The sequence below is a fragment of the Synechococcus sp. RC10B2 genome (assembly GCF_047502635.1).
Genome location: NZ_JANSHO010000007.1, coordinates 1 through 12,315, shown reverse-complemented (window position 1 = coordinate 12,315; position 12,315 = coordinate 1). Strand labels below are relative to the sequence as shown.

Here is a 12,315-nt window from a genome sequence, read left to right as displayed (position 1 = left end):
CCCTTCCCTTCGAATTTGATGGGGGTAGTTGAGTTTGGAGCGCTGCCCCATGTCCATTCGACTCATTGTCGAATCGGTTCTCCAGAGCACCTACCTCAGCCGCCGCCAAGAATCCCAAATCTGCCATTTCCTCCAGGAGCGGCTTTACGACGAATTGGATCTGGAGGCAATTGATCGGCTGATCTTGGCTTTGCTGAAGGGGCAAGTCCAGCTCGAGTGAGAGGAAAGCTGCGCCGCTTCGCCAAATCCTCAGGCCAGAGCCTAGCCCAGCCTCCTGTGGCAGTCTGGTCGCTTGAGCAGCGGACGGCTACAGGAGTTCCAGCAGGAGAGCTTTCCGGCAGGCTCCCTCAGATGCTTTGGCTGCCTCCCCAGCTCGGACGACGCCCTTGCCAACCGCCGCTCCTCGAAGGTAGGGTGACGCCTTCACCGAGTGACATACTCTCGTCTCTCACCCTAAAGCGCTCCGCGCCGCTGACGCGAACGGGGAGCTACTGCGAGAACCTTCTGCGTCCGGCTGTGCCGTGCCGTTAGGCATGCAGCCGCGGAATGCTCTAGCGCGGGGCTATACCAGATTCCGGCAATGCCGTCTTGTATAGCCAATCTGATTCTACGATATTTTTGCGGGGGTGGCTGTATCCCGACCCTGACTGCCCCCCAGTAGGGGGGTACAAGTCGGGGCTTATCCACCTCCGCACCCCCAGAAGCTAAAACCTCCGTCCTGCTGACCCGACACCCAGGCCACAAGCAAACCTCCAAGGCACCGTCAATGCGCCCCTGCACACTTGCCCAAGGCAAAGCCCCACCTATATTTGATCGCCAATTTTGGGTAACTGTAGCACAGACGAGCGACTAAGACTTGCGACAAAACCTGTCTGTTGACCGTCCTGGGGCAAGCCTGTGCAAGTTCAAAGCGGTTGCGGCCCCGTTGCAACGGGATCCAAACCCTCTTGGCCTTTGAGCTGCGGGTGGATCCGCCGCCGGCAGGCCAATCGGAGCTGGTGGATCTGGATGGCAACGCGGCGGTTCAGCTCTAGTTTGGGGATCCCACCGAACATCTGCGCGTCCAAACTCAGGCCACGGTGCTCACCCTGCGGGAGAATCCCTTTGACTATCTGCTCTGCGATTGGGCTACCCATCTTCCGATTGACTATCCCAGCACGCTGGCAGCTCAATTGCAGCCTTATCGGACGGCGCAGGCGGATGCTGGCATCCAAAGCCTGGCCTGGGAGCTGTGGGATCAGGTGCAGGGGGAGACGACGGCTTTTTTGCCGGCGCTCAACCAACGCATCTACTCCGAGTGCCGTCACATCCTGCGGGAAAAGGGGGATCCCTCGCCCGCCGGCTTGACCTGGCAGCGCAAAACCGGCTCCTGCCGTGACCTGACGCTGGTGTTGATGGAGGCCTGTCGGGCAGTAGGTCTGGCGGCAGGATTTGTCAGCAGCTACCAGGTCGGCCCGCCGTTGCAAGAGAACCTGGAACTCCAGGGCACAACCGGCAAAGAGCCCGCAGAGCCTGTCCGCCGCCACCTGCACGCCTGGGCAGAGGTGTATCTGCCGGGGGCCGGTTGGCGGGGGTTCGATCCCACCCAAGGGCTGGCCGTGGCCGATGGCCATGTGGCTTTGGCGGCCAGTGCCTACCCCAAAGATGCCGGCCCCATCTACGGCCACTGGCTGGGCAGAGGCGTTCACAGCAAGATGGACTACACCATTCACATCGAGGCGGAATCCGCCCTGCAGAGCCAAGCCCAACTGAGCCCCATATCCTAGCGGGATCCTTTGAGAACCCTGTCAGCGTCTCTCCTGCCGTGATATTCTGCTAGCTTCTAGTTCTAACCGAGCCCTCTCTTGAAAACCATGGACGAACTCAACACCCTGATCCAGGATCTGCAAGCTGCCTTTAGCGACAGCAGCAAGCCCGTGCTCTCGCTATACGCCGACATCAACCCTGCCCGTCCCGAAAATGCTGGCCGCGCCTGGGTGAGACGCATCAAGAATACCCTCAAGGAGCTGCTGGAGAGTGGGGAGAGCAAGCCCGATAACTCCCTCTGCGAGCAAGTCCTTGCTCTAGTGGAGCAGGAGCGCCCTTCGGCCCGCACCCTGGTTCTTTTTGCCAGCCGCAATCCCGCCGGCAAGCCAGTGCTGCGCCGAATCGACCTGCAGCTGGAGCTGCCGGTGGTGGATCTGGCCCATGGGCGGGTGGAGGCCCGCTGGGGGGAACCTTACCTCACGCCCCTTTTCTTTGCCTTTGATGAATACGAGCGGGGTGGGGTGTTGCACCTGTCTGGCAGCAGGTGGCGCTTCTACGAGCTCTTTTTGGGAGAACTGCGAGAGGACACGGAAATCTTTGCCAACATCAGCGCCGAGGAATGGCAGGAACTGCAGGAGCTGGCCGGCCGCATTGAAAATGCCGTTGCCGAACGTCGCGCCCGCAGCGGTGGCACCTTCGACAAGCTTTCCCCCAAGGAGCGGGAGGCGGCCAAGGTCAGCCTCTGGATGCACAAGCTCTACCTGCGCCTGGCTTCCGCCCTGGATAAGGCAGTGGATCGCCTGGGCATTGAGCGGCTGGTGCTCATGGGCGAAGCCTGGCAGGTGTCCCACTTTGAGGGCTATCTCAACCGCGGCCTACGCAACCGCATCGTCGCGCGGGTGGGGCACCCCGCCAACCTTCACACACCGACGCCGCAAGACATCCTCGACCGAGTGGTACCCGTCCTGGAGGCCGCTGAGCGCCGAGGAGAGCTGGCTTTGTTGGAGCGGATTCGAGAGCAGCCCGGCGCTTGGGGCTTAGATGCGGTGCTGGACGCCCTACAACTAGGTCGAGTGGAAATCCTTGTCTTGCCCTGGAGGCTAGAGGCCACCATCTGGCGCTGCCCAGACGGCTCGGTGGGAGGAACCCCAGAGATGGCCCAGCTCCTCTGCCCAGAGCCGCAACCGGTGGCGCTGCGGGATCAGGTCTGGGTGCTGGCCCGCGATTTCGGCGCTAGGCTGGAGTTTGTCCGCGGCGAGGCCGAAGACCGCTTGCTCCACGAGTTTCAAGGAGCAGCCGCGCTGTTGCGCTGGTAGAGGCCGCTCCAACCGGGTCGAGCAGCTCTCTGGCTGGATCCTGAAGCCGCAATGTAGGCTAACATAGCCTAGCCCACCTCTGAAAAGTTTTCTGAGGGATCCCGTTGACCCAGTCTATTGATCTTCCCACCAGCGTTGATACGTTTTTGCAAGAGCTGGCTGCGATTCAGCAAGTGGGGCCAAAGCGGATAGCCATTCTGGGCAGTCGCCATGTGCCCATCACCCACCAGTACCTCATCGAAACCCTCAGCTACGCTTTGGCCCTTACCGGCAACCGCATTCTCACTTCCGGGGCCATTGGCACCAACCTGGCTGTGATTCGCGGAGCCATGCGGGCGGACATGAAATCCCTGACGGTGATCCTGCCCCAAAGCCTGGAGCGACAGCCGGCAGAGTCGCGGGCCAGCCTGGAGCAGGTGCTGCATCTGGTGGAGCACCCCGAAAATGACCACCTGCCCCTGGCGGAGGCCAGCCGCCTGTGCAACCTAGAGATCGTCAGCAAGTGCCAGCAGTTGATCTGCTTTGTTTTCCACGACAGCGTCACGCTTTTGGAGGCCTGCAGGCACGCTGAGGAGCAACACAAGGTGGTTACGCTCTTCTATTTTGACTGATTGGACTGCAGCTCACTGCTCTCAACCTTTTGCCCCGAGGGTAGCAGTGTAGAAGGCCCCGATAGCTCAACATAGACTGCAGCGCATTCCCGACGTTGGGCGAATGGAATAGGATAAGGCTTTGTATTGAGGCAAATCGTTGGGCAGCCATGATGGGATCCCCGGCATGGAACCCGGAAATTTCTGCAGTCTCGCCGACCTCATCCTCTAATCCGCGGGGATCCGAAAGGGGTGTTTATTTTCGATGCGATGCCCAAGGGATCCATCTGCATTTGCCCGCCACCCTGGCTTGGGAAGAAGTCTGGGACGATTTGGTGTGGCAATTGCGCAGCCGCAAACCCTACTGGGCAGGAGTGGCCCCCCTGACCCTGTGGTGCCAAGAGCGAGAGCTGGACTTGCCCACCCTACAAACTCTGGCCGTCTTGTTGTCGCGGCATCGGTTGTCCTTGTGGCGCGTCCAAACCGGATCCCGAGGGACGGCGATCGCGGCGGCGACCCTAGGCTATTCTGTGGAACAATCTTCCCCCTTGGAGGCGATTCCCCCCGTCTCCCCGGATACTACTCCCCTCTACCTGCGGTCCACGGTGCGGTCGGGGATGTCGGTGCGCCACCGTGGCTCGGTTTTTCTGCTGGGGGATCTCAACCCCGGCGGCGAGATCATTGCCGGCGGCGACATTTGGGTCTGGGGACGGCTGCGAGGGCTGGTGCATGCTGGTGCTGAGGGGGATAGAGGCGCGGTGATCTTGGCCTTACAGTTGGAGCCAACTCAGTTGCGCATTGCCGATCAGGTGGCCCGTCCACCCGAGGGCGGATCCCCTCCCAACACGCCAGAGGTGGTTTACTTGCAGGAGGGTGTCATCTGCATTGCCAGCCTTCAGGATTTTCTGCGGAGGGGGGTATGAGCCGAGTTATCGTCGTCACCTCTGGGAAGGGGGGAGTGGGGAAAACCACCCTAACGGCCAATTTGGGCACTGCCTTGGCGCGCTTGGGTCGCTCGGTGGTGGTGGTGGATGCCGACTTTGGCCTGCGCAACCTGGACTTGTTGCTGGGGCTAGAGAATCGGGTGGTGTACACGGCTTTGGAGGTGATTGCGGGGGAATGCCGCCTTGAACAAGCATTGGTGAAGGACAAGCGCACCCCCAATTTGGCGTTGCTGCCGGCGGCCCAAACCCGCAACAAAACGGCAGTCAGCCCGGATCAGATGCGGCAGTTGATGGAAAAGCTTGCCAGCAGCCATGACTACGTGTTGATCGACTGCCCGGCGGGAATTGAACAAGGGTTTCGCAATGCCATTGCGGGGGCAACGGCAGCCCTGCTAGTAACTACGCCCGAAGTAGCAGCGGTGCGGGATGCAGACCGGGTGGTGGGCTTGTTGGAAGCGGCAGGGATTTCCTCTATCCAGCTAATCGTCAACCGCCTGCGCCCCGATATGGTAACCGCTGGCCAGATGATGGCAGTGGAAGATGTGGTGGAGGTGCTGGCCATCCCCTTGGTGGGTATCATTCCAGAAGACCGGGAGGTGATCGTCTCCACCAACAAAGGGGAGCCCCTAGTCCTCTCGGCCAACCCGACTCAGGCTGCCCAGGCCATCCAGCGCATTGCCCGACGGCTGGAAGGGGAGACGGTGGAATTTCCCAAGTTGGCCAGCTTGGGCGAGTCTTTCTGGGAAAAGGCCAAGCGGTTTTTCAGCCAAAAGGTGCTCTGAATCTCAACGGCTCTTGAGCTCCATCTCAACGGGATCATCCTCTTTGCCTGGAGTCTTTGCTTTCCCTGCTATGCACCTTCAATAAAGCCCATGCTTCTCGATTTCTTGGATCAGCTTTTTTCCCGCCACTCCGGCAACAGCCGCGAGCAAGCCAAGCAGCGCCTGAAACTGATCTTGGCCCACGACCGCGCCGACCTCACCCCGGCAGCCTTGGAAGCGATGCGCCTGGAGATTTTAGGGGTAGTATCTCGCTATGTGGAGCTGGATTCGGAGGGGATGCAGTTTCACTTGGCGGCAGAAGGGGGGACGACGGCCCTGATCGCCAACCTCCCCATTCGCCGTGTCAAGCCCCTGGCGGAGGCCCGCCTCAATTCCTGTGAAGGGGAGAACCCACAACAGGATCCCGGAGCGGCCCCATCTGAGGGCGGCCATTTGAGCTCGCCTTCTCCCTGAGCTACCCTAGACTCAGGGAGCAGTAATTCAAGGTGTTACATAGAGTGTTACATCCGCCTAGGCTGCGTCTGTTCGCCAAGATGCCTTCTCTTTGCTCCCACTTGTGTCTGTCCCGGCCGGGGGTGCCTTGTAGCTGTTTGCAGCCTGCTCATGGTAAACCGTCTGTGGCCCCAATGCTGACCAGGACAAAGTCGCCGGGACGGAGTTCGCGCTAAGGGAGGTTGAGCCTCGGCATGGAAAACTCCTTTGAGCTGACGATCCTGTTTACGCTGGCCTTGGTGGCCGGGATCGCGGCTCAAGTCCTGGCCAATTTTGTTAAAGTGCCCAGCATTGTTTTCCTGCTCCTGTTTGGGGTGCTGCTGGGGCCAGATGGCCTGGGCTGGGTTCGTCCCCAAATCATGGGATCTGGCCTGGAGGCGCTGGTGTCGTTGGCGGTGGCTCTGATCCTGTTTGAGGGGGGGCTGAACCTGCGGCTGCAACGCCTTAACCAGGTCTCCGACAGCTTGCGCAATCTGGTGTTGCTGGGATCCCTTTTGACCTTGGGAGGGGGAGCGCTGGCGGCCCACTATTTGGGGGAGTTTCCCTGGCCCCTGGCCTTTTTGTTTGGATCCCTGGTGGTGGTGACGGGGCCGACGGTGATTAACCCCATCCTGAAGCGGGTGCGGGTCGATTCCGCCGTCAGCACCCTGCTGGAGGGGGAAGGGGTGCTCATCGACCCCGTGGGGGCCATCTTGGCGGTGGTGGTGCTGCAGGTGGTGCTCTCCGGCCACCCCAGTTTCTTGCTGGCCCTAGAGCAGCTATCTAGCCGCTTGGCCATTGGGTCGGCGGTGGGGGCGCTGGGGGGCTGGCTGATGGGATCCTTCCTGCTCTGGTCGCGGCAGTTTTTGACGGAGGAGCTGCGCAACTCGGTGGTGCTGGCGGGGGCGCTGGGGGTGTTTGCCCTGGCCCAGTCGCTGCGCTCCGAGGCGGGTCTAATGGCGGTGGTGATGGCCGGGTTGGTGGTGCGGCAGAAGGCGGCCATTGCCGAGCGGAGCGTGCGCCAGTTTCACGGCCAGTTGGTGGTGATGGCCATCTCGGTGTTGTTTATTCTGCTGACTTCCACCCTCTCGCTCAAGGCGGTATTTGCGCTGGGGTGGGGAGCCTTGGCCACGGTGCTCTGCCTGATGCTGGTAGTGCGTCCTTTGAGCGTGTGGCTGTGTACCTGGCGCAGCGACCTGAATTGGCGGCAGAAGCTGTTTGTGGCCTGGCTGGCCCCCCGCGGCATCGTGGCGGCCTCGGTGGCTTCTTTGTTTGCCATTTTGCTCACCGAGCGGGGCATTACCGGGGGGGATGCCCTCAAGGCGCTGGTGTTTTTGACCATCTCGGTCACGGTGACGGTGCAGGGGCTGACCGCTGCCTGGGTGGCCCGCTGGCTGGGCTTGGATCAGGGGAGTTCTACGGTGATCATCGGCAACCATCCCCTGGTCGGCCAGTTGGCCCAGTTGCTGCGCTCCCTCAACCAGGCGGTGGAGGTGCTGCCGCTGCCGTCGGGATCCCGTCTGCGCGAGCGCACCGCCAATCTTCCCGCCGAGCTCAACGGCCACAAAGCCGGCCATACCTCAGGGACCCACCCCGCCAGCGGCAATGGCAGCTCCAAAGCCCTGCCGGTTCGCGTCAGCGGGACGGAGTCCTCAGAGGAACCTGGCCAGGTGCTGCCCGGATCTTTGCAGGAAGCCGTGCTGAGCGAGTCAGCCTTCTTGAAGGCCGATATCGACCATGCGGAAACTCTGTTGATCCTGACTTTGGATCCGCAGGTGAACTGGGCCATTGCCGAGCTGATGGTGAAGCTTTCGGTTTCTGCCGCCATCTGGACGGTGTTGCTGCCGGAGATGCCCATCTCGGAAGGGATCCGCACCCTGCCGATCCCTTTTTCCCAACTGCAGCGCTGGGCCAGCTACCTGGAGGCCAATCGGGCCGAGCTGCGCTCGATCACCCTGCCCACCCTGGCGGACCTGGGCCTGAAGCCCCCCCAATCCGCCGCGGCCTCGGCTCAGGAGTCGATCGCGGCAGCGCGCTCAGCGCTGCTCAACCCTTTTTCGGCCCAGATGGGGCTAGAGGATCCCACGTTGGAGCGGCTGCGGGATCAGTTCGCCTACCGCATCAAAGCCGATCTCTGCCTGCCTTTGTTGCTGGTGCGTCCGCAGCGTCTGGGAGGCTGGTTTGGGGAGAAGGGCAAGTCGTCCCAGGTCGGTCGGCTGTTCTACCTGCCGGAGCCGGGCATCTGGCGACGCGGAGATTGCATCTACTACCTGGAGCGCACGTCCAGCCCCGTAGAGGCCGTTGCTCCCTCTGCCAGAGAGTTGGATCCCCCAGAATGGGATCCACCCTCAGCCGAGCTACTGCCCCAGTATGTTGAGGGCGTCAAGCTCCACTTCGATCTCTAGGGGTCCCAGGGCAGCCAGCGGCCACTAGGAATGAGGGGACACCCCTGCACCTGCTCAGGCCGACCCAGATAAACCCAGGCAAAGGTGCCGCTCTCCAGTTGCACCCACTGCCGTTCGTATAGCCGCGGGTGGTCTTCCAGCTCATCTAGGCGGGGCAACAGGCCCAAGGGAATGCGGTAGCGCTCGCCGTAGAGCCGGTTGCGGCCAGGAACGGCCATCGGGTAGGGGCCGAGATCGTAGAGGTCGATGTGGTTGAGGCTGTCTGGGCCCAAAAACTCTGCCCCTTGCAGCAGGCTGTGGTACTGGCCGCCCCGCAGCAGGGATCCGTAGACAAAAACCACGGTGGAGGGTTCCATGTAAAGCTACGCAACTTTGACAACCGGGATCAGGGGGATTGGGCCCATTTTTGGCCGATGCGCGGCTCCGAGCCGGCCAGCAGGCGTTCGATGTTGCGGCGATGGGCAGCAATGACATAAACCCCCCCTGCCAAGGCAAACAGCAAATACGGCAGAGGCTGGCCCAGAGCCCACATCAAGAGCGGCGCCGCCACCGCCGCCAGCAGGGAGCTAAACGAGACGATGCGGGTGAGGGCGATCCCCAGCAGCCAGACACCGAAGGTAGCCAGGGCTACCGGCCAAGCCATGGCCAACAGGATCCCCAGGCTGGTGGCCACCGACTTGCCCCCCTTGAAGCCCAGCCAGCAGGAGCGGCTATGGCCGATCACCGCCCCCAGGGCCGCCACGACCACCCACCACGGCGAGCCCAGAGCTGATCCCAGCGCCACCGCTGCCGCTCCCTTGGCAGCGTCCACCAGCAACACCAGCAGCGCCGGCCCCTTGCCCACTGTCCGCAACACGTTGGTTGCCCCCGTTGAGCCGGATCCCGCTTGGCGGAGGTCGATCCCACCCCAGCAACGGCCCACCCAGTAGCCGGTGGGGATGGATCCCAGCAGGTAGCCTCCAAGGGCGGCAAGGAGGGCGGAAAGCCATGCAGGCATAGACACGTCTTGAACGCTCTCTCCTCACTTTGCCACAGGGCTTGGGTTGCCACTGCTGTCGAATCCGGCCAGGTTGACCTCCCAAGCAAGGCGCGGCTGCACAAATTGCAAAAGCTGTTGGCGAATCTGCTCCAGTTGCCGGATGGCCTGGCGGGATCCCTGCGCCCAGAACTGCTGCTGCAGATAGTCAATCAGCCACAGCTGCGCCGGCAAATCGAGAGCAGCCACTGCCCTAGCCACTTCCAGCGCCTGCCGCAGCGAGTGGGGCCAGCGTCTTAGGTCCTGCAGCAGTGACGGCGGAAGGCTTTGCAGGTGCTGCTGGGCGGCCAGCGCCCGTCCAGGGCTGCCTTGGGCTAGGGCAATTAGCTCAGAGCGAGGGATCCCGGGCAGCTCCGGGCAGCCCAAAGCTGTCAACACTTGCTCCATCTCTGCCGAGCTGAGGCGGCGAAACGGCACCATCTGGCAGCGGGACAGCAGCGTCGGTGGCAAAGGGTGGGGAGGGGGGGTAGGCGAGTGGTGGGAGGCGATAAGAACGATGTGGGCCGGCTCAGGCTCCTCCAGGGTTTTCAGCAGGGCATTGGCCGCACTTTCTGTCAGGGTTTCCGCTCCCTCCAGTACAACTAGCGAGCGGCGGGCGTGCATTGGCCTACGGGCACAGAAGCGAACCACTTCCTGCACCTGTTCCAGGCGAATTTGCGGCGGGGAGCGCCGCTGCAGAGCTTGTGCCTCCGGGGCGTCTGCTGCTATCAGGCGGCCCTGGTGGACATAGGTGGGGCTGACCCAGTGGAGATCGGGATGGGTGCCTGCGAGGAGCCAACGGCAGTTGGAGCACTGGCCGCAAGGGATCCCTGAGCTGGCCTCGCAGAAGAGGGCCTGGGCAAACCAGCGGGCCATCAGGCTCCGTCCCACCCCTTCTGGTCCCAAGAAACAGTAGCTTGAGGTCACCCGCCCCTTTTCCAAGGCCGCCACGAGCAGCCGCGCCGCCAGCTCCTGCCCGACGATGTGCTGGGGGGGCAGAACCGTGACTCCCTCAACCATCTCGGCAGCTCTGGGCTGAAGCATCGGCAAAGTTGCCTAGTCGCAGGCAAAGGTCGGCAAGAGAAATTGCCACAGCCCCTCCTCCACCAAGGGATCCCTCCCTATCTCTGCCCCAGCCTTGTTGTTAGCCGGTGGGATCCAGTCGCATTAAAACTTGGCCAAATTCCACCGGCTGGCCGTTGCTCACCAAAATCTCCCTCACCACGCCCGCCGTTTCAGCTTCTATCTCGTTCATCAGCTTCATGGCTTCGATAATGCAGAGAGTTTGGCCCTTGTTCACCCGTTGGCCAACCTGCACAAAATCCGTTTCTCCAGGGGCAGGAGCGCTGTAGAAGGTGCCCACCATCGGCGCCGTCACCTCCACCCAGTGGCTGGGGGCAGGCTTAGGAGCGCTCTCAGGAGGGGGAGCTTCTGCAGGGGAAGCAGGGGGGGGTTCTGGCGGCGGGGCAGCGGGCGGAGCAGCGGCAGCAGCAGCAAGGCCAGCCGGGATCCCTTTGCGCAGGGTGAGGCGGAAATCCTTGTACTCCAGGATTAGCTCGGTAACGTCGCTCTCCTGCAGAGCGGCCAGCAGAAGGCGAACTTCCTGCCAATTGACAACATCCAAGGGAAGATTACTCCTGATGCATCACCTGTCCACAACGGCAGCCCAGCGGCAAGAAGAGGGGGAGCCATCACTCGCGGCCTATATAGGTGTCGGTGCGAGTATCGACACGCACCCGTTCTCCCACCTTAATAAACAGAGGCACCTGGATCTCAGCGCCGGTCTCCAGCTTGGCGGGCTTGGTTCCCCCTGTTGCCGTATCTCCTCTCACGCCGGGGTCGGTTTCCACCACTTCCAAGACAACGGTGTTGGGCAGCTCCACATCGATCACCTGCCCCTTCCAGCGCAGGATGGCCACCTCCATGTTCTCTTTCAGGTATTTCACGGCAGAGCCGATTTGGGCAGCGCTGAGGGGAGCCTGTTCGTAGGTCTCCATGTCCATGAACACGAAATTGTCCCCTTCTGAATAGAGATACTGCATATTCACTTTTTCAATAGTGGCGGCGGGCAGCATCTCGCCGGCGCGGAAGGTTTTCTCCACAACGTTGCCGGTCTGCATATTTTTGAGCTTGGTGCGCACAAAGGCCGCGCCCTTGCCGGGTTTCACATGCAGAAACTCGATCACCTTGTAGGGAGCGCCATCAATTTCCACAGAGACGCCGGGGCGCAAGTCGTTGCTTGAGATCATGTCAGCACAGGGATCCGTTGCTCAGACTTCCCAATCTTACCCCGGCTGCGGGGCACTCCGATTCAGCTCTCTGAGATCAATGGGCGGCTGACGTCCGTAAAGAGGCAACACCGTCTGCCAGGAAGGGCGCAAGCCTGCTTGGAAGTCGGCGCGGGCCAGTTCCGCCAACGCCAGCACAGGCGCCGGATCCACCCAGTCGGCAGCATCGACGACCAGAGCCTGGGGCCACTGCCGCAGAACCTTCTGCCAAGCCGCTTCTTCCCAGATCTGATCCGCCACTTCGGCAACCCAATGTTCTGGCCCCAGCCGGTACACGCCACCATACTGCTCCCCTCGCTTGGCGTCCATCTGCACCGCCACCGTCAGCGGCTGAGGCGGGGATCCCTGCTCCTGCCACACCTGGCGGGCGAGAACCGCCAAAGTCGAGTAGCCGAACACCGGAATGCGCAACTGCTGGCCCAACAGCCGCGCCACACTTACCCCCAAACGGCTGCCGGTAAAACTTCCCGGCCCCAGAGCGACAGCGATCCCCGCCATCTGCGACCAGTCCTGGCTGGCCAAGAACTCCTTCAGGCAAGGGTGCAACTGCGCCGCCATCTCCCGATCCAGCCACCAACTCCGGCTGCGGCTCTCCCCCAGCTTCTCCTCCAGCGGCAACACGGCCAAGCCCAGAACAGGCGTGGTGGTGTGGATCCCTAAAATCCAGCGGGGAACTGACATGGCCTCTCTCAGGATCAAGCGAGGTAGTTGACAGAACTTAACGGATGATTTAAGGTTAGGTTGTCAATCTTCGCGCT

At 61.9% G+C, this 12,315-nt stretch carries 15 protein-coding genes; 9 read left to right on the top strand and 6 right to left on the bottom strand.

The annotated features are described in order from the left end of the window. Positions 1-49 precede the first annotated feature (49 nt). The 9 genes from NW855_RS01210 (at position 50) to NW855_RS01170 (ending at position 8,254) form a co-directional block, all read left to right on the top strand. The gene (locus tag NW855_RS01210) at positions 50-220 is read left to right on the top strand and encodes a hypothetical protein (protein WP_011430123.1); all 171 of its coding nucleotides are present in this window, start codon (positions 50-52) and stop codon (positions 218-220) included. A gap of 694 nt (positions 221-914) precedes the next feature. After that, positions 915-1,034: a transglutaminase N-terminal domain-containing protein gene (locus NW855_RS01205; protein ID WP_228375471.1), complete on the top strand. Its 120-nt coding sequence runs from the start codon at positions 915-917 to the stop codon at positions 1,032-1,034. 45 nt (positions 1,035-1,079) lie between these two features. Further along, entirely contained in the window at positions 1,080-1,766 is a 687-nt protein-coding gene (locus tag NW855_RS01200; protein ID WP_228375472.1) for a transglutaminase-like domain-containing protein, read from the top strand. An 87-nt stretch (positions 1,767-1,853) separates the two neighbouring features. Beyond that, positions 1,854-3,062, top strand: a complete 1,209-nt coding sequence (locus NW855_RS01195; RefSeq protein ID WP_414402533.1) for a VLRF1 family aeRF1-type release factor — start codon at positions 1,854-1,856, stop codon at positions 3,060-3,062. A 104-nt stretch (positions 3,063-3,166) separates the two neighbouring features. Beyond that, entirely contained in the window at positions 3,167-3,673 is a 507-nt protein-coding gene (locus NW855_RS01190; protein ID WP_011430125.1) for a hypothetical protein, read from the top strand. Between the two features lie 149 nt (positions 3,674-3,822). Next, positions 3,823-4,575 carry a septum site-determining protein MinC gene (gene minC, locus NW855_RS01185; protein WP_414346330.1) on the top strand — a complete coding sequence of 251 codons (753 nt, stop codon included), beginning with the start codon at positions 3,823-3,825 and terminating at the stop codon, positions 4,573-4,575. Further along, positions 4,572-5,378 carry a septum site-determining protein MinD gene (gene minD / locus NW855_RS01180; protein WP_011430127.1) on the top strand — a complete coding sequence of 269 codons (807 nt, stop codon included), beginning with the start codon at positions 4,572-4,574 and terminating at the stop codon, positions 5,376-5,378. Before minC ends, minD begins: the two co-directional genes overlap by 4 nt. 90 nt (positions 5,379-5,468) lie before the next feature. Then, positions 5,469-5,831 (top strand): cell division topological specificity factor MinE, encoded by a 363-nt coding sequence (minE, locus tag NW855_RS01175; RefSeq protein WP_011430128.1) that lies wholly within the window; start codon positions 5,469-5,471, stop codon positions 5,829-5,831. Between the two features lie 233 nt (positions 5,832-6,064). Further along, on the top strand, positions 6,065-8,254 hold the full coding sequence (locus NW855_RS01170; RefSeq protein WP_099812167.1) for a cation:proton antiporter: 2,190 nt from the start codon (positions 6,065-6,067) through the stop codon (positions 8,252-8,254). Here NW855_RS01170 and NW855_RS01165 read toward each other — a convergent pair. The 6 genes from NW855_RS01165 to tsaB all read right to left on the bottom strand — a co-directional run bounded on the left by NW855_RS01165 (position 8,251) and on the right by tsaB (position 12,238). After that, a complete protein-coding gene (locus NW855_RS01165; protein ID WP_041438264.1) occupies positions 8,251-8,610 on the bottom strand; it encodes a gamma-glutamylcyclotransferase in 360 nt (119 codons plus the stop codon). The two genes, NW855_RS01170 and NW855_RS01165, sit on opposite strands and share 4 nt — an antisense overlap. Positions 8,611-8,639: 29 nt before the next feature. Further along, complete coding sequence (gene plsY, locus NW855_RS01160) at positions 8,640-9,251, bottom strand: glycerol-3-phosphate 1-O-acyltransferase PlsY (protein WP_011430131.1); 612 nt, start codon at positions 9,249-9,251, stop codon at positions 8,640-8,642. Positions 9,252-9,275: 24 nt separating this feature from the next. Further along, positions 9,276-10,313 (bottom strand): DNA polymerase III subunit delta', encoded by a 1,038-nt coding sequence (locus tag NW855_RS01155; RefSeq protein ID WP_228375473.1) that lies wholly within the window; start codon positions 10,311-10,313, stop codon positions 9,276-9,278. Between the two features lie 100 nt (positions 10,314-10,413). After that, positions 10,414-10,893: an acetyl-CoA carboxylase biotin carboxyl carrier protein gene (gene accB, locus NW855_RS01150; protein ID WP_011430133.1), complete on the bottom strand. Its 480-nt coding sequence runs from the start codon at positions 10,891-10,893 to the stop codon at positions 10,414-10,416. 67 nt (positions 10,894-10,960) lie between these two features. Then, positions 10,961-11,518 carry an elongation factor P gene (gene efp / locus NW855_RS01145; RefSeq protein WP_011430134.1) on the bottom strand — a complete coding sequence of 186 codons (558 nt, stop codon included), beginning with the start codon at positions 11,516-11,518 and terminating at the stop codon, positions 10,961-10,963. A 36-nt stretch (positions 11,519-11,554) separates the two neighbouring features. Further along, complete coding sequence (gene tsaB, locus NW855_RS01140; RefSeq protein WP_414402532.1) at positions 11,555-12,238, bottom strand: tRNA (adenosine(37)-N6)-threonylcarbamoyltransferase complex dimerization subunit type 1 TsaB; 684 nt, start codon at positions 12,236-12,238, stop codon at positions 11,555-11,557. Positions 12,239-12,315 lie beyond the last annotated feature (77 nt).

Bases quoted from the DNA above. Each gene is read 5' to 3' on its own strand.
- efp (WP_011430134.1), bottom strand. From the start codon at position 11,518: ATGATCTCAAGCAACGACTTGCGCCCCGGCGTCTCTGTGGAAATTGAT.
- NW855_RS01170 (WP_099812167.1), top strand. From the start codon at position 6,065: ATGGAAAACTCCTTTGAGCTGACGATCCTGTTTACGCTGGCCTTGGTG.
- minE (WP_011430128.1), top strand. From the start codon at position 5,469: ATGCTTCTCGATTTCTTGGATCAGCTTTTTTCCCGCCACTCCGGCAAC.
- NW855_RS01165 (WP_041438264.1), bottom strand. From the start codon at position 8,610: ATGGAACCCTCCACCGTGGTTTTTGTCTACGGATCCCTGCTGCGGGGC.
- tsaB (WP_414402532.1), bottom strand. From the start codon at position 12,238: ATGTCAGTTCCCCGCTGGATTTTAGGGATCCACACCACCACGCCTGTT.
- minC (WP_414346330.1), top strand. From the start codon at position 3,823: ATGATGGGATCCCCGGCATGGAACCCGGAAATTTCTGCAGTCTCGCCG.
- NW855_RS01210 (WP_011430123.1), top strand. From the start codon at position 50: ATGTCCATTCGACTCATTGTCGAATCGGTTCTCCAGAGCACCTACCTC.
- minD (WP_011430127.1), top strand. From the start codon at position 4,572: ATGAGCCGAGTTATCGTCGTCACCTCTGGGAAGGGGGGAGTGGGGAAA.
- plsY (WP_011430131.1), bottom strand. From the start codon at position 9,251: ATGCCTGCATGGCTTTCCGCCCTCCTTGCCGCCCTTGGAGGCTACCTG.
- NW855_RS01155 (WP_228375473.1), bottom strand. From the start codon at position 10,313: ATGCTTCAGCCCAGAGCTGCCGAGATGGTTGAGGGAGTCACGGTTCTG.
- NW855_RS01195 (WP_414402533.1), top strand. From the start codon at position 1,854: ATGGACGAACTCAACACCCTGATCCAGGATCTGCAAGCTGCCTTTAGC.